This window comes from Candidatus Poriferisocius sp. (genome assembly GCF_965208355.1).
GTDB lineage: Bacteria > Actinomycetota > Acidimicrobiia > Acidimicrobiales > Bin134 > Poriferisocius.
This window is the reverse complement of record NZ_CBDBOM010000003.1, coordinates 1,667,061-1,682,172: the sequence shown is the minus strand read 5'-3', so window position 1 is coordinate 1,682,172 and position 15,112 is coordinate 1,667,061. Positions and strand designations below refer to the sequence as shown.

Sequence of the window (15,112 nt, the reverse complement as noted above, 5' to 3'; positions counted from 1 at the left end):
CCGGGTAGACGATGGGAGACATAGAACTGGCGGCGTCGAAGGCGGCGGTGCGGCTCGATCCCGGGAGCGGCGGTCGGGTTGCTTCACTGGAGTTGGACGGGGTTGAGTTGCTTGCCCCGCGCCATGGTGACGATTGGTTGACGTGGGGGTGCTATCCCATGGTGCCCTGGGCGGGGCGTGTCCGAGACGGCCGGTTCGAGTTCGACGGCGAGCAGTACCAACTGGAGTTGGATCTGCCCCCGCATGCCATTCACGGGGTGGGGTATCGATTGGAGTGGGAGGCCGCAGGTCCTGGGGCGCTGCATTTGAACCTTGAAGGTCTATGGCCCTTCGGGGGTTGGGTGGAGCAACGAGTTGACCTAACTGACCAGGCTCTGGCCCTGTCCATGTCGGTACGGGCGACTAGGCGGATGCCGGTAATGGCCGGCTGGCACCCGTGCTTTCGCCGCCAATTGTCACGAGGCGGCCAGGCCGAGCTCTCGTTCAACGGCGGGTACATGTGGCAGCGAGACGATGCAGGGATCCCGACGGGGGAGCGAATACCGGTTCCTCCGGGCCCATGGGACGATTGCTTCGGCGACGTTGCCGAGCCTCCGGTGGTGCGCTGGCCGGGCTTTGGGTCAATCTGGCTGGAATCCAGTATGAATTCGTGGGTGGTGTACGACGAGCGCCCTGACCTGGTGTGCGTGGAGCCTCAAAGCCACGCGCCCGATGCGTTCAACCGCGACCCTGCGATTCTCGAACCGGGGGAGACGTTGGAAGTATGGATGAAGATCTCTTGGGATCTTGAAGGATGAACGTGGATCCCGAGCGCCGTTTGGCTGCTGAGCTTTATGGGACGCCGTCGGATGAGCTGCCCGGTGTTCTGGCAGCAGGGGATGGCGATGTGACGGCGGTCTTTGTGTCGCTATCGGCCCGCGACCCCGACGGACGCGATGCAGAATATTTGGAGTGGCACGCCCTCGACCATCGGGCCGAGCAGTATCGGCTGCCCGGCCTCCGCGGATCTCTGCGGTTCGTGTCCACACCGGAGTGCCGATCAGCCCGAGCCGCGGCCGACCCTCGATACGAAGCCACCGATCACGTCATGGCATATCTGTTTGCCGACCAAGCCCCTATGGACGCGTTCTATGGACTGGGAGAAGAGCTCTTCAAAGCAGGCCGGATGCAGCACCGACTGCCCGCGGTGGAAGGTGATCTGTACCTGTTGCAAGGCAAGGCGGCAGCACCAAGCGCGGTGGCTGGTGCCGATGTCCTCCCGTGGCGTCCCGCACGTGGGCTGTACCTGCTTATCGAGCTAGGAGCAGCCAGGCCCGACCATCTTGTCGAGATTGATGGCGTTGCCGGGGTGTGGTGGGCAACCACTGATTCAGAGAAGATCGAGACTCGCCCCTGGTTCGGCTCTCTTACATCAGCTGCTGAGGGGGTGAAGCAAGTCAGTCTGTGCTTCACCGACGAAGACCCAATCGACGTCGCTGAGCGAATAGAGCCGGTCTTGAAGGAGCGATGGGCTGACGGCTCAGTTAAACCCTTGCTGGCCACGCCCCTCCACACGGTCATCCCTTACGAGTGGGATCGCCACCTGCCCTGACCTCGGGCCGCAGTGAAACCGAATGCCGTTCGCTGAGAGCTGGGGTCCGCGTATTCCGCTGAAGACATCTTGTGTCTGATCGGCACGCGCCGCGGCACCGTTAGATTGGTGCCCCATGAGCGACAACTACGTCTTGTACAGCACCGATGGGACCGTTGCGACGATCACCCTGAATCGTCCTGAGTATCTGAATGCCATTGTCCGTCCCATGTGGACCCAGCTCGACCACTTCGTCGCGGAGGCCAATCGTGATCCGGAGATCAAGGTGATCGTGCTGCGGGGTGCTGGTCGGGCGTTTTGCGCGGGGTTCGATTTCGGCGCCGACGGCGATATGGCCGCAGTGCGCAGCGAGGGCCGGGATTGGGACCCAGGACGCGATGCCATTGGCGTCACCAATCGCTGGGATGCGCCGGTGCCCAACTTCATGGGCCTTTGGTCAAGCCCGAAGCCGACCATTGCCCAGGTTCATGGATGGTGCGTGGGAGGCGGCTCAGACATGGCCCTTTCGTCCGACCTCGTGATCGCGGCGGAGGATGCCCAGATCGGCACCCCGTATTCCCGTATGTGGGGCTGCTATCTGACCGCGATGTGGGTGTATCGGCTTGGTCTGGCCAAAGCAAAGGAGTACGCCCTGACCGGCAAGCCGCTTTCGGGGGCCGAAGCAGCCGAGGTAGAGCTCATCAACCAGGCTGTCCCGGCCGATCAACTCGATGAGACCGTGGCGGAGTTGGCCGAGCAGCTTTCGAGCATCCCGGCAACACAGCTAGCGGCCATGAAAATGGTCGTAAATCAGGCGTACGAGTCAATGGGGCTGAGGAACTCGCAGATCATCGGTTCGCTCCTCGATGGCGCCATGCGCAACACCCCCGAAGCCCTCGCGTTCATCGACAAGGCCATGACCGAGGGTGTCCCCGCCGCGGTAGCTCAGCGCGACGGCCCCTTCGGCGATTACAGCCAGCGCAAGAAGTAATTGGGGCCGATTCAGAGATCAGTGCCGCTGCTGCGATCAAGAATGCCCTGGTAAGCGTCGACGGTTTCTTGGTTGAAGGCGACGAACCGAATTTCCGACACGTTGGTGGGGGTAGAACGGACGGTCTCGATAGCGATGGCGGCCGCAGCCTCAATCGGATACCCGAAGACCCCGGTGGAGATAGCAGGAAAGGCAACGGTCTCGGCCTCCACCTCGTCGGCCCGTGCTAGTGATTCCCGATAGCAAGAGGCCAACAGTTCAGGCTCACCGTGACCGCCCCCATGCCACACTGGCCCCACGGTGTGGATCACCCAACGCGCCGTGAGGTTGAAACCCGGCGTGATCTTGGCCTCTCCGGTCTCACACCCACCCAAAGTGCGGCAGTACTCGACCAACTCAGGCCCTGCCGCCCGATGAATGGCCCCATCCACCCCGCCACCCCCCAGCAGTGTGTGATTGGCGGCATTCACAATGGCATCCACGTTCTCAGCCGTGATATCGCCCAGCACCAGTTCCAAACGTGGACTTGCCTTCTTGATGATCCTTGGGAGAAACGCTTGCTTCTGGATTGACGGCACGGTGAGTTCCCAGTTCATGACCGGATCTTGTCGCGACAATCCCTCGGCTGAAATGGATCCGCCTGTGAGATGCCCGACGATGATCATTTCAAGAATTTGGGAATCGTCCTCGTTAGAAGAGCGTCTGTAGATGGAGTCGTCGCCGGTAATAGCGGCGCTCTCAATGACGTAACCGCCCTCAACTGGAGCAAACGTTGCCTCATAGACCCCGTACCCGGTCCAACTGCGATGGGCATAGAGTCGGTCGTCTTCCACGAAGATGAACCACTTCTCATCCATGATCTGAGGGATGTAGCCCCGCCGGATGCGCTCCATCTCTTCGTCGGTCCAGATCCGAGCAGGAGGGGGAATGTCTTGTGGCATTTTGATTGGCTCGTTGTCCCAATCGCTGCGTTGAGCAATGCGGTCATTCATTCTGTTGTCCAATCCTAGGTTCGCCCCTCGGCGGCGGTTTTTGCCAGGGGGGCCTGAGATAGTGACGACCGGTGTCGGGGTGCTTCTCCACCGCCCAGTTGTTGTAGTGGACCTTGTCGTGGCAGGAGTGACACAGCATCACCAAGTTGTCGGGTTGGGTGGGTCCGCCGTGTTGCCATTCGATTATGTGGTGCGAGACACACCATTCGGGTTCCACCCGGCAGCCGATGCAGCCGCCATCTCGGGCTTCTAGTGCGGCTCGCAGTGCGAAGTTGGGGTGGCGGGTTGTGGTACCCATCCAGATTGGCTCGCTGTCGGCCTCTCGGAATAGGCCGCAGAAGATGTCGGCGTCACAGGCCAGCTTGTGGAACTCCGACGCCGGTAGGGGAGTGCCATCAGACAGGCGTGGGTTGCCCAACTTGTTGTCGACGAGGTCGTAGTCGGCCATCAACAACAACGTGGTGCCTTGGGGCTGCTCATTGCCGCCCTCCGAGCTCAGTCGTGTGATGAGCTGCTCCAAGGCGTCAGCTCGGCGGTGACGGTCTGAGATGTGGTCTCGGCCTCGCTTGTTGTCGAAGCGCCAGTTGGCATCGGTCTTGGCGTTGAGAGCCTTGCGAATGCGAGCTGCCGCCGTGGGATCGAACAGGGCGTAGAGCCGCCACATGCCATCGTCTTGTTCGGCGAAGCTGGCCGTTCGAGCTTGCTTCTGACGTTCGTGGCGGGCCTCTCCATCGTCACCGGCCAACTCGTTCTGGTGGTCCCGCATCGTCTTGCGAAACTGATCCGGCGTCTCAGTTTCAGCTGCCTCCAGCATCTTCTGCTCGTCCATTGGCCCATTCTCCGACGCCCTTCCCATTATCCGTGCGTGCTCAGGAGTGATCCGGCTATCCACCAAGGCGTCCCGGGTGGCTCCTAGCTTCTCCAGCTGTGCAGCTTCATCCATCGTCTTGCGAGCCTGTCCTTTCGAAACTCGCAACCCCTCCAGCAATCCATCAATTGTGTCGCCCACCCGCGACCGCCGCTTCTTCTCTGCCACCACTTCCGCAATCAATCCGGAAACCCGGCTCTGCACCCGCCCCAAATCCCGCAACCGAGAGTCCAGCCCGGCGCCATCCAACCCCCGAACATCCACCGCCGTCAACACCGAAGAACCGATGTCGGCGGCGGTGTTAACCCTGGTCAGAGCCCCAAACTCCATGCCAATATTCTATCGACCCCTGTGACAACATCTATCTAGAGCAACCTTGTTGATCAAGCCGTCACATCTCACAAGTAAAGTGCTCGGCGTGGCTGATCATGTAGAAACCAAACCAGACTCGTCGGGAGGCGGCCCGATCTTCCGTCTTGAGCTTCCTGGCTGTAGCGGCACCGGCGTATTGCTCCCCGACGGACAATTTCTGGTTCATGCCGGTGCAGTTGGGCCTGCCAAGACGGTGGCGTCGTTCGACAAGTATGCCAACAGCTATCGCCGGCAGCTCCGCGAGGAACTGCTCGACAACGGCACTCTTCTAGTCGATGGTGACCGTGTGGTGTTGACACGTGACTGGGAATTCAATTCACCAAGTGCAGCAGGAGGAGTGCTGACAGGTAAACACAGGACCTGGCTTGACAAGTGGCAAGACGACGATGGCAAGAAGTTAAGGGAGTACCTGCGTATCGAGTCGAGCAATTCCGGCGATGGTGGCCCTGACCCTGGGTATACCTCGCCAGCGGAGATTGAGTTCCGACAGTTGTGGTACGAGGCGCATGTCGCGAGATTCGTTGCGGATGAAGATCACTACCGAGCGGCCAAGGACGCCACGGACGGCTTTAAGGCAAGTGGGGACGAAGCTCTCAGGCTGCTGACTGATCTTCGACGAACCGGTGACCTTGACCGGTTTATCAAGGACATTCGGAAGTGGGCCGTAGCACCCGGGACACTGGACTTCAATGGCTTCGCCGGACAGTTGTTGCTGAACCAGCTATACGATCGAACCGACGAACCCCAACGATTCGCTCATCTGCTGGCCGAATCGCTCACGGTTCCAGCTTCCAATCAGGAAGCTGCCGAGAAGCTCACGTCAATGGTGGACTATGTGAAGTCCATCAAGGTTGGGGCATACCCAGCCCCTGGAAGTGTGCCGTTCCTCTTATCGTATTTTTGGGCACTAGCCGACTGGGAACGCTGGCCTGTGATGTGGGCAAGTGCTGTCCGCTTCATTGAGTTCTCTACTGGTGAGAACCTCCCAGACGATCCCCCTGAGAAGTATCGGGTGTTCATCGAGAGGGTTCGTGAGCTTACCTCCGACCATCTGGAGTTTGAGACCACCGCCGCATGGTGGCAGAGCCAGGGGCCTGTATTCCTTGACGAGGTGTTGGCGGATCGGGTCGTGCTAGGTCTCGATGCTGACGGCGCGACGCATCAGGAGAGGGAGACCAACGCTCGAGCGATGGTTGGCGTCGCAAAGTTCTGGGGAGACCAGCTTGTAAAGCGAGTCTCTACGGTACTTGACCGGAAAATGACCGTGGGCAAACCCCCGCTTAACTGGACTCCCACCTATCCCAGAGCTGACTTGTGGGTGGACTGGAGTGCCAAAGAGGTGTCCGGATTGGGATTCAGAGTGTGGGTGAACGACCGGGGCGCTGCGGTGGCACTCCGCCCGGGTTTGGTACGCGAAGGATGGTGGGAGGAAGTTGCGCCGATTCTTGAGGCAGCCGACGATCCCGGCTACCTCGTGCTAGGAGGGTCGGAATCCAGGGTAGGCGACGACGTTGGCTTCTACGGACGGCGCGGCGAGTTCGTCTACGGGCGATGGTTCGCTCGGGAACAGTTCGCAGATGTCGACTTGGGGGCGACGGTTGTTGAGACGGCTAGGCAGCTGAAGCCGTTGTTCAATGAGCTGTTGGCCCTCGCTAAGGGCACGCAGAAAGAACCACCCGTGGGTGGCGACGAAACACTCAGGCCCCTTTATGAAGAGTGGTTAGCTGAAACCGACTACCCGAACCAATGGCACAAAGACGCAGTAGCGCAGCGCGAGCGCTTCGCCGAGCTGTTGGCTCCTGAAAGGATCTCGATAGACGACTGGCCAGAAATCCGCCGCATTTGGACTACGAAGGAGGCTGGTGGCGCGGGGGCGATGGGTACCTTGAATACAGCACTCAAAGATGCAGACGAATCTGCAATTCGCAGATTCCTAGAGATTGTTCGCTACCTGTGCTGGGGGAACGATCCCGACGTAGAGCGTATTCGCCGAGTTCTTGAAGAAGACGAAATGCGGTTTACGGGATTGGGAGAGTCCCTGGTCATGAAGTTTCTGTGGATCTCCCACCCAGAACGCTACGGGAACACTTACAAATATTGGGACGATAACGGAAAACAGGCAATTCTCCATCGTCTCAAGATCGAGGAACCCAGCGGTTCCCGGGCCGAGAAGCAATATGAGTCCGCACGCATACTCAACGAGCTAACCGAACCGTTCCTGCCCGGAGACACATTGGCTCAGTCGGAGTTTCTCTGGTGGGTATGCCGTAGGCCCGATGAGCTTGAGCCCGGAGCACCAGAGATTGGTGAGCCTGACCCAGAGGACGAAGCCGACCCGATAGAGGAACTGGCTGCGGAGCTGCTAATCGAGCGGGGGTTCTTGGACGATGCGGTGGCCCTACTGGAGGATAAGGGGCAGGTGATCTTCTACGGGCCGCCGGGGACCGGGAAAACCTACTTGGCCCGCAAGCTGGCCGAGGTACTCACCGCCGATCCGAGCCGGCGGGCGTTGGTGCAGTTTCATCCCTCGAGCTCCTATGAGGACTTCTTCGAGGGATACCGGCCCGAAGCCGCAGACGGCGACATGACCTATCAGCTCACCCTGGGCCCGCTTGCGCTTATGGCCGGACGGGCCGAGGATTCCTCTGATCTCCAGCATGTGATGATCATCGACGAGATCAACCGGGCCAACTTGCCCAAGGTGCTGGGCGAGTTGCTTTTCTTGCTGGAGTACCGGGAAGAGAGCATCCAAACCCTCTACCGGCCCGAGGAAGAATTCGCGTTGCCGGGGAATCTCTGGTTCATCGGCACCATGAACACCGCCGACCGTTCCATCGCCCTTGTGGACGCCGCCTTGCGGCGCCGGTTCCACTTCATCCCGTTCTTCCCGAACCGCGAACCAATAGCGGGCCTGTTGGATCGCTGGCTGGAGGCGAAGGATGAACCTGCATGGGTGGGCGAGTTTGTGGCACAAGTCAACGACGAACTCAAGGATGCATTGGGTGGGGACGACTTACTTGTCGGGCCAAGCCACTTCATGAAGGCGGGCTTAGACGCCGATGCTGTGCGGCGAATTTGGGAGTACAACATCGAGCCGTTCATTGAAGACCAGTTCTTCGGCGACCCCGCAGAGATCGAGCGGTTCAGGTTTGGCAATGTCTATCAGCGGTACCGCAGCTATTCGGGTCAGGACGAACTGGAGGCGGTCCAAGTAGAGACCGTAACCACCGAGCCGTCCGACGAGGACGACGAATCGCAAGAAAACCAAAACGAAGAGGCGGAGTGAGCGACACCATCACGCTCTACGAGTACGAGCGGACATCGCATCGGCTCTCGGAATCCCAATCACGTCGACTTGCCTCCGTGGGAAGGGGAGCGATCACCGTAGAGCCGGAGGCTCAACACGGTTACTACTCAATCACCGCCCAGAACATGGTGGGCACCCTGGTGGTTGATGATCTCCGGGTGCTGATCCGCCCGAAGATCCGCCCTGAAAACCTGTTTCTGCTGTTGGAAGTGGGCTTGGACCCCGATGCTTGGCGGCAGGAGGCCTTCGACTACGAGACCAGCGCCAACCTACTGCCTTCGGTGATTGCCTTCTACGCACGCACCTTGGAGACCACCCTTGCCCGAGGGCTCCTGCGTTCATACCGCCACACCGAGGAGCGGCTGGTGGCGCTGCGGGGGCGTATCGATATGGCCGGGCAGTTCCGCCAAGCAGGAATCCGGGTGCCGGTGGCGTGCCGATTCGACGAGTACTCCTCCGACATCGCCGAGAACCGCTATCTGAAGGCCGCGACACGATTGGCGCTGAGGGTTCCCGGTGTCGCTCCAGAGGATCGCCAAAGATTGCTCCGGGAGGTCGTCTCACTGGAGGATGTGGCCGACGTCCATATTCAACCTGGCGAACTCGACCGAATTGCATTCACCCGTTTGAACACTCACTATCAGCCTGCGCTGCGCCTCGCCCAGCTACTACTCGCGAACCTGACACTGGCCGACCAGCTTGGCAAACGTGCCGCATCGTCATTCTTGGTCGATATGAACAAGCTGTTCGAGGACTTTGTCACTCAGAGGCTTCGGCGAGAGCTTCGCGGTCGCCTCGAAGTGCTGAGTCAGTTCGGAACTCATCTAGCCGAGCGACGTCAGGTGCCGATCCGTCCTGATCTTGTGTTCCGGAGGCAAGGCGTAGAAGTTCTTGTCGCTGACATCAAGTACAAGCTGACGGGCGACGCTCAAGCCCGAACCTCGGACTACTACCAGTTGCTCGCCTATACCACGGCACTCGATCTCCCCGAGGGCCTTTTGATCTACTGCCTCGCTGATGGCGGTCGACCTGAAGGTGTGGTGACCGTTCGCCATGCCGGAAAACGGCTTCACACCTTGGCCATTGACCTGACTGGCCCACCCAGTGCGGTGGCTGCGGAGCTCTCGAGTCTTTCCGAGTGGATCAATGGGCGGGCTCGGATCGCAGCTTGAAGGACTGCCGGGTGCCTGAGAGGTAAAGACCTCCCAGTAGGTTGTGGTCAGTATGGCGGGGGAGAAGAGCTATTACGTCGACTCGCTGGGTTCGATCAAGCTGTCCCCATATCGGCTGAACGAGTCGCCGTTCGCCCACCGGTATGTGACCGATCAGACGATTTTCGCCTTGTATTGCGATCGCCTGTATCCCCTGAAGCATTCTGCGGACGAGGATCCGCTTCCCAGCTATTGGAAACTGCGCAATGGCGTCCTGTTGTACGACGTGCCGGAGATGCCGCTGGAGATCGTTGGACCTGACGCCGGACGGCTGCTGGAGAAGGTGCTCGTGTGCAGTGTGGAATCGCTCGGGATAGGCCGATGCCGTTACGCACTGGCCTGCAACGAAGACGGAACCATGGTGATGGATGGCGTGATAATGCGACTGGGGCCGGAGCGCTTCTGGTACGTGAAGGCCAATGGCGAGTTCACCACCTGGCTCAGGGCCAATGCCATCGGCCTGGATGCCGAAGTCACCGACCCGCGGTCGCAGGTGCTCCAGATTCAAGGCCCGAAGTCGCTCGATGTGCTGAATGCCGCCATGGGGGGAGGCTTGTCAGCTGACTTCCGATATTTCCGCGCCGGATTCTTCGACCTGGGTGACCAAACCTTGTGGGTGTCTCGCACCGGTTGGACCGGAGAAGTGGGCATCGAGGTCTACACCAACAGCGGTCCGGAACCGACGGATCACGATGCCCTGTGGGATCACCTCATTGCCAGCGGCGAACCGTTCGGCATGGAGTTCAGCACCTCCACCTCAATGGGAATCCGACGCATCGAGGCGGGGATCTTGGACAACGGCAGCGATATCGAACCGGATCTGACCCCGTTCAGCGCCGGCCTCGGCCATTTCGTCAACTTCGGCAAGGGGGAATTCATCGGCCGGAGTGCACTGGAATCCGCCGATCGCACCCAACTCCTGTTCGGCCTGATCTGCCCAACCGCAGTGCCAGAAGCATTCATGAGAGTCCACTTCGAGAATGGCCCGGTTGGGCACATAACCGTCGGCACCTGGTCGCCAACGTTGGATGCAGGGGTGGGCTACGTCCGCTTTGATCGGCCGCTGGCTGACGACGACTGGCGAGGAAAGACAGTTCTTCTTCAAGATCAGGAGGGAGCCCGGCACGAATCGACCGTGGACCTGCTGCCCTTCATCGACAAGGAGAAGCAGCTGCCCCGGGTGGCGTGGGGCGGAGGAGGTCAGTAGTTGCGGCTTGGGATTCATCTACCCCAGTACGGTCGAGCGGCGTCGCCAGAGGCCATCCATCGGATTGCAGAGCGAGCCGAAGATATCGGGCTGGCCGATGTGTGGGTGAGCGACCACATCGTCTATCCGGCCGACCAGGGGTATCCGGCGTCTTACCTGTTCGATCCGCTGCTCACTCTGAGTTGGGCGGCGTCGGCAACCCGGCGGATCGGATTGGGCACCAGCGTCATGGTGGTTCCCCAGTACCACCCACTGCACTTGGCCAACAGTCTGGCCAGCCTCGACCAGCTGAGCGGGGGTCGACTGACCGTTGGCGCCGGTGTCGGATGGTCGGCGGCTGAATACTCGGCGCTCGGGCAGGACTTTCATACCCGAGGGGCCCGCATGGACGAGGCGCTGGAGATCATGCGCTTGGTGTGGACGGAGTCTCCCGCCTCGTACCACGGCAACCACTATCAGTTTGAAGACATCAAGGTGCTGCCCCAACCGGCCCATGCGATCCCCATTTGGATCGGCGGCAGCAGCCAGCCGGCCTACGACCGGGCCGCTGCGGTGGGCGACGGCTATCAGGGACTAAGCAAGCCTCCCGAGGAGATGGGGGAAATCGTGGCTGGCATTCGGGAGCAGTTGGCCGAGAGTCGCCCCGAGGCCGATTTCACCTTCTCATACCGCACCGGTTGGGATCCCCAGGGCATGGAGGCCGCTCAAATCCGCGAGGAGCGAGACCGCTACGCCGAGGCCGGCGTAGAGCATGTGGTGTCGGCGCCGTGGAGAACCGACGCTGACGCGTGGATCCGGTCGATGGAGCTGCTGGTCGAGATTGTCGAGCCGGATCTCGTCACCCAGTAGGTAGTCGAATAATCAGCAGGCAAAAGCCAAGAAGACCCGGCCATTTGTCACATGGCCGAGGTGAAGCCGCCCATCTGTTTGGGGTCGGCGTCGAAGGATCGCACCATGGCGTGAAGCGAGTAAGAAGCCACCAGTCGGCCGTCCTGGGCAAAGATGCGTCCTTGGCCTTGCACGTGGCCGCGTCCGGCGTAGATGGCCGGATTCTCGTACAGGTGCCAGTCGGCCGCGTCGGCGTCATCGTGAAAGGCGATGTCGACGGTCATGGGGCCGGTTGACAGGGTCTTGTGGGCCAGCGCCTCGGTGATGCCCTGGAAGGGCCGCATCGACGCACCGATGGTGTAGTGGGTGGTGGCCTGGGCCAGCAGGGCGGCCTGCATTGCCGGAGCCTCCGGCCGGTCGCGGTATCGCATCCACACGAATAGCTCGGGGGGACCCACATCGTCAGGGTCGAAGTTGTAGGCCCCGTCCACCACCCGGATATCGCGACCGATCACACCGAAGTCTCTCAGGGGACACTCAAGCGGATCGGGTACCTCCGGCATCTCTGCGGTCACCCGGTAGACGTCCTCAGCGCCACCGTCGAGAAGAACCAGGCCTACCGAGCACAGCTTGTCGTGCTGGATGATCCGGGTTTCCACGGTGGAATAGGTCCGGCCCTGGCGAAGGACATCAACTTCGACGGCCAATGGAGAGTCGAACCGGGCCGCTCTGGTGAAGACCATCGACGCCGACACAACTCGCTGGTCGGGCACAGTCTTGGATGCCGCCACTATGGCCTGGCCCAAGAGTTGGCCACCTTCGATCACCTGGCGGGGTCGGAACCGGTCGGGAATGTCCACGAAGGTGCCCTGGGGCGGGTCGGGGAATGACGGGCTGGTGAAACGTCCTTCGCCGTCGGGTACCACGTCTATCAATCGAGCCAGGTCGGCGGCGGTGCCCCAAACAGGGAAGGGATAAACCACGACGTCGCCGTTGTCCTCAGCCACTTCTTCAACGAGCGCTACTTGGACCCGATCGGTGTAGAAGGCCACGTGGTCCTCAAGGCCGGCAACTTCGGGAAATGGCCGGCGGTAGGCCCAAACCACGTTCTCCTCGGATTGGTCGCCAACGGCAAGCGACCAGTAGTCGGCCTCACCTTTGAACGGGCAGACGGTGTGTTGCTCAGTCTCTGTGAAGTGCTCCCAGGCCACATCGCCCATGGGGAAGTAGAGCTGGTCTTGGTGATCTGACTCTTTGACGATCAAGCATGAGTCGCTCTCGGCCACGATGGCGCCGTTGAACGTCGCCCGACCCCGACCCGACCACGGAACCAGATCGATGGCATAGCCGGGGTACTGCCCCCAGGCAGACTCAATCTCGCTCATGTCGAGATCGTATTGCTAGCGTCACCGCGGCAGGGAAGTAGTAGGGAAGGGCAGACCATGGTTCAACCAATGGAGGGCATCCGCATCCTGGATGTCTGCGATCACACCTTCGTGCCGGCGGCCTCTGCGGTGCTGGCGGACTGGGGTGCCGATGTCATCAAAATCGAGCACGCCCAGCGGGGCGACGCCGCTCGTGGTCTGGGGTCGAGTGGAGCACTCGACCTCTCCGGCAAAGTTCACGCCATTCTGGAGCACGCCAACCGGGGCAAGCGCAGCCTCGGCCTCGATCTTCAGACCGATGAAGGGATCGCGGTACTGCACCGGCTGGTCGCAATCTCCGATGTCTTTCTCACCAACAAGCCACCCAACGTGCGTGAGCGGCTTCGCATCTCTGAAGAAGAGGTCCGGCCCCACAACGAGAACATCGTCTACGCCGCGGGCACCGCGTGGGGACCCAAGGGGCCTGAAGGCAATCGAGGCGGCTACGACATGACTTCGTTCTGGGTGCGCTCAGGGGCGGCGATGGCCACCTGGTACACCGATGACGAGCGAATGCCCTCTCAGCCGGGCCCGGCCTTCGGTGACTCCATCGGGGCAATGACCATCGCGGGAGGAATTGCCACCGCGTTGTTCCACCGAGAGCGCACCGGCGAGGCCCTATCCCTGGAAGTCTCCCTGCTCGGGACCGGCCTGTGGGCCATGGGAGCCGGTGTGGCCATGTCTCACGTCAGCAACACACCGTGGCGGCCGATCGATTTGAGCGGGGCCCGGCAGCCGTTGCTGGGCAACTACGTCACCGCCGACGGGTACACCGTCAACATCACTTGCCTTCAGCCCCTCCCGTACTGGCAGGAGTTCTGTCGAGTCATCGGACGCCCGGAGCTGATCGAGGATGAGCGGTTCACCTCCTATGAGACGCTTACGGAGAATGCTGGGCCCGCGCGGGAGATTGTTAACGAAGTGGTCTCCAGCCGGACCCTTGAGGAACTTCGAGAGCTGTTCACCGACTTCTCCGGCCAATGGACCCCGGCGCTCGACACCCTGGAGATCATTGACGATCCCCAAGTCAAAGCCAACGGCTACGTCCAGGATGCGGAGACCCAGGACGGGATTCCGTTCAAACTGGTGGCCGTGCCCGTCCAGTTCAACGGCGAGCCCGCGGCGCCGGGACGGGCACCGGGCTTCAACGAGCACGGCGATGAGATCCTTACCGAGAACCTGGGCATGGACTGGGAAGAAGTCATCGACTTGAAGGTCAAAGGAGTGGTTGCCTGATGAAAGCTGCCGTCGTCTACGAGGCCAAAGAGCCAATCGATGTCGTCGAGTTCACCTCTGGACCCGTCGGCCCCCACGATGTGCGGGTCAGGGTCGGGGCCAGTGGGCTGTGCCACTCCGATGTCGCGGTGCAGACCGGGGATTTGCCGTTTCCGCTTCCCATGATCCTCGGCCATGAGGGCGCAGGCGTGGTTGAGGAAGTCGGCAGTGAGGTAACCACCTGCCAGATTGGTGACCACGTTGTGCTGTCGGCTCTTATCCACTGCGGCGTGTGCCGAAACTGTCTGAAGGGCCGGCCGAACCTGTGTACGGCGAATCTGGAGTTGACGTTTCCCGGCACCGACGCCGCCGATGGCGCCCCCCGCATGGCTGACTCGTACGGCCGCGGCCTCTATCAGTTCTCGGCCATCGGCACCCTTGCAGAGGAGCTTGTCTGCAACGAGCGGCGGGCCATTCCGATTCCCGACGACGTGCCGCTGGAGATTGCCGCCATGACCGGTTGTGGTGTGTTGACGGGAACCTCGGCGGTATTCAATCGGGCCAAAGTTCAACCGGGCTCCTCCGTGGTGGTGATCGGTTGCGGCGGCGTGGGGCTCAACGTGATCCAGGCTGCCGCGCTCGCTGGGGCCAGCACCATCATCGGCGTCGACCTTCACGACGACAAGTTGTCTATGGCTCAGGGCTTCGGTGCCACCAACCTGGTCAAGAACGAGAGTGCTGAAGCCACCGTGGAGCAGATCTTCGAACTCACCGGCGGCGAAGGTGCCGACTATGCCTTCGAAGTGGTCGGCATCCCCGCGCTGGTGCGCCTGGCTTGGGACTGTCTGCGCCAAGACGGCACGGTGGTGGCCATCGGTGTCCAAGCCGCCGGAGCGATCACCGAACTTCCCGGCCTCGAGTTCTGCATGACGGAGAAGACCCTCATGGGCTGCGTGTACGGCACGTCGCGGCCCACAACCGACATTCCGATGCTGGTTGAGATGTACCGCCAGGGCCAACTGGAGATTGAGAAGCTAATCACCCACCGATTCGATCTAGAGGAAATCAACGGCGCCGTTGAGAAGATGGAAGACGGCCACAACGCCCGCGGGGTCGTCGTATTCTGA

12 protein-coding genes are annotated in these 15,112 nt (G+C 61.1%); 9 read left to right on the top strand and 3 right to left on the bottom strand.

Annotated elements, in window-relative coordinates:
- Positions 1 to 11 precede the first annotated feature (11 nt).
- The 3 genes from ACOGXH_RS09090 (at position 12) to ACOGXH_RS09080 (ending at position 2,561) form a co-directional block, all read left to right on the top strand.
- Positions 12 to 797 carry an aldose 1-epimerase gene (locus tag ACOGXH_RS09090; protein WP_419928790.1) on the top strand — a complete coding sequence of 262 codons (786 nt, stop codon included), beginning with the start codon at positions 12 to 14 and terminating at the stop codon, positions 795 to 797.
- Positions 794 to 1,591: a hypothetical protein gene (locus tag ACOGXH_RS09085; RefSeq protein WP_419928789.1), complete on the top strand. Its 798-nt coding sequence runs from the start codon at positions 794 to 796 to the stop codon at positions 1,589 to 1,591. Before ACOGXH_RS09090 ends, ACOGXH_RS09085 begins: the two co-directional genes overlap by 4 nt.
- Positions 1,592 to 1,706: 115 nt before the next feature.
- Positions 1,707 to 2,561, top strand: coding sequence for a crotonase/enoyl-CoA hydratase family protein (locus ACOGXH_RS09080; protein WP_419928788.1), 855 nt, complete (start codon positions 1,707 to 1,709; stop codon positions 2,559 to 2,561).
- A gap of 11 nt (positions 2,562 to 2,572) precedes the next feature.
- Here ACOGXH_RS09080 and ACOGXH_RS09075 read toward each other — a convergent pair whose 3' ends face one another.
- Both ACOGXH_RS09075 and ACOGXH_RS09070 read right to left on the bottom strand, forming a co-directional pair.
- Positions 2,573 to 3,157, bottom strand: a complete 585-nt coding sequence (locus tag ACOGXH_RS09075) for an O-acetyl-ADP-ribose deacetylase (protein ID WP_419930350.1) — start codon at positions 3,155 to 3,157, stop codon at positions 2,573 to 2,575.
- A gap of 388 nt (positions 3,158 to 3,545) precedes the next feature.
- Positions 3,546 to 4,751 carry a DUF222 domain-containing protein gene (locus ACOGXH_RS09070; RefSeq protein WP_419928787.1) on the bottom strand — a complete coding sequence of 402 codons (1,206 nt, stop codon included), beginning with the start codon at positions 4,749 to 4,751 and terminating at the stop codon, positions 3,546 to 3,548.
- An 88-nt stretch (positions 4,752 to 4,839) separates the two neighbouring features.
- On the opposite strand from ACOGXH_RS09070, the gene ACOGXH_RS09065 reads away from it, so the two are divergent.
- The 4 genes from ACOGXH_RS09065 to ACOGXH_RS09050 are packed head-to-tail and all read left to right on the top strand — an operon-like array spanning position 4,840 to position 11,367.
- On the top strand, positions 4,840 to 8,079 hold the full coding sequence (locus tag ACOGXH_RS09065; RefSeq protein ID WP_419928786.1) for a DUF4357 domain-containing protein: 3,240 nt from the start codon (positions 4,840 to 4,842) through the stop codon (positions 8,077 to 8,079).
- Complete coding sequence (locus ACOGXH_RS09060; RefSeq protein WP_419928785.1) at positions 8,076 to 9,272, top strand: McrC family protein; 1,197 nt, start codon at positions 8,076 to 8,078, stop codon at positions 9,270 to 9,272. The genes ACOGXH_RS09065 and ACOGXH_RS09060 overlap by 4 nt, the downstream gene beginning before the upstream one ends.
- Before the next feature lie 52 nt (positions 9,273 to 9,324).
- Complete coding sequence (locus ACOGXH_RS09055; RefSeq protein WP_419928784.1) at positions 9,325 to 10,518, top strand: aminomethyltransferase family protein; 1,194 nt, start codon at positions 9,325 to 9,327, stop codon at positions 10,516 to 10,518.
- The gene (locus ACOGXH_RS09050; RefSeq protein ID WP_419928783.1) at positions 10,519 to 11,367 is read left to right on the top strand and encodes an LLM class F420-dependent oxidoreductase; all 849 of its coding nucleotides are present in this window, start codon (positions 10,519 to 10,521) and stop codon (positions 11,365 to 11,367) included.
- Positions 11,368 to 11,414: 47 nt separating this feature from the next.
- Here ACOGXH_RS09050 and ACOGXH_RS09045 read toward each other — a convergent pair whose 3' ends face one another.
- Positions 11,415 to 12,731 carry a DUF427 domain-containing protein gene (locus ACOGXH_RS09045; RefSeq protein WP_419928782.1) on the bottom strand — a complete coding sequence of 439 codons (1,317 nt, stop codon included), beginning with the start codon at positions 12,729 to 12,731 and terminating at the stop codon, positions 11,415 to 11,417.
- A 57-nt stretch (positions 12,732 to 12,788) separates the two neighbouring features.
- Between ACOGXH_RS09045 and ACOGXH_RS09040 the strand changes: the two genes are divergently transcribed.
- A complete protein-coding gene (locus ACOGXH_RS09040; RefSeq protein WP_419928781.1) occupies positions 12,789 to 14,006 on the top strand; it encodes a CaiB/BaiF CoA transferase family protein in 1,218 nt (405 codons plus the stop codon).
- The gene (locus ACOGXH_RS09035) at positions 14,006 to 15,112 is read left to right on the top strand and encodes a zinc-binding dehydrogenase (RefSeq protein WP_419928780.1); all 1,107 of its coding nucleotides are present in this window, start codon (positions 14,006 to 14,008) and stop codon (positions 15,110 to 15,112) included. The genes ACOGXH_RS09040 and ACOGXH_RS09035 overlap by 1 nt, the downstream gene beginning before the upstream one ends.

What these genes read in the sequence shown, in the direction of transcription:
- ACOGXH_RS09090 (WP_419928790.1), top strand. Translation starts at nt 12, where the DNA reads ATGGGAGACATAGAACTGGCGGCGTCGAAGGCGGCGGTGCGGCTCGAT.
- ACOGXH_RS09085 (WP_419928789.1), top strand. Translation starts at nt 794, where the DNA reads ATGAACGTGGATCCCGAGCGCCGTTTGGCTGCTGAGCTTTATGGGACG.
- ACOGXH_RS09080 (WP_419928788.1), top strand. Translation starts at nt 1,707, where the DNA reads ATGAGCGACAACTACGTCTTGTACAGCACCGATGGGACCGTTGCGACG.
- ACOGXH_RS09075 (WP_419930350.1), bottom strand. Translation starts at nt 3,157, where the DNA reads ATGAACTGGGAACTCACCGTGCCGTCAATCCAGAAGCAAGCGTTTCTC.
- ACOGXH_RS09070 (WP_419928787.1), bottom strand. Translation starts at nt 4,751, where the DNA reads ATGGAGTTTGGGGCTCTGACCAGGGTTAACACCGCCGCCGACATCGGT.
- ACOGXH_RS09055 (WP_419928784.1), top strand. Translation starts at nt 9,325, where the DNA reads ATGGCGGGGGAGAAGAGCTATTACGTCGACTCGCTGGGTTCGATCAAG.
- ACOGXH_RS09045 (WP_419928782.1), bottom strand. Translation starts at nt 12,731, where the DNA reads ATGAGCGAGATTGAGTCTGCCTGGGGGCAGTACCCCGGCTATGCCATC.
- ACOGXH_RS09040 (WP_419928781.1), top strand. Translation starts at nt 12,789, where the DNA reads ATGGTTCAACCAATGGAGGGCATCCGCATCCTGGATGTCTGCGATCAC.
- ACOGXH_RS09035 (WP_419928780.1), top strand. Translation starts at nt 14,006, where the DNA reads ATGAAAGCTGCCGTCGTCTACGAGGCCAAAGAGCCAATCGATGTCGTC.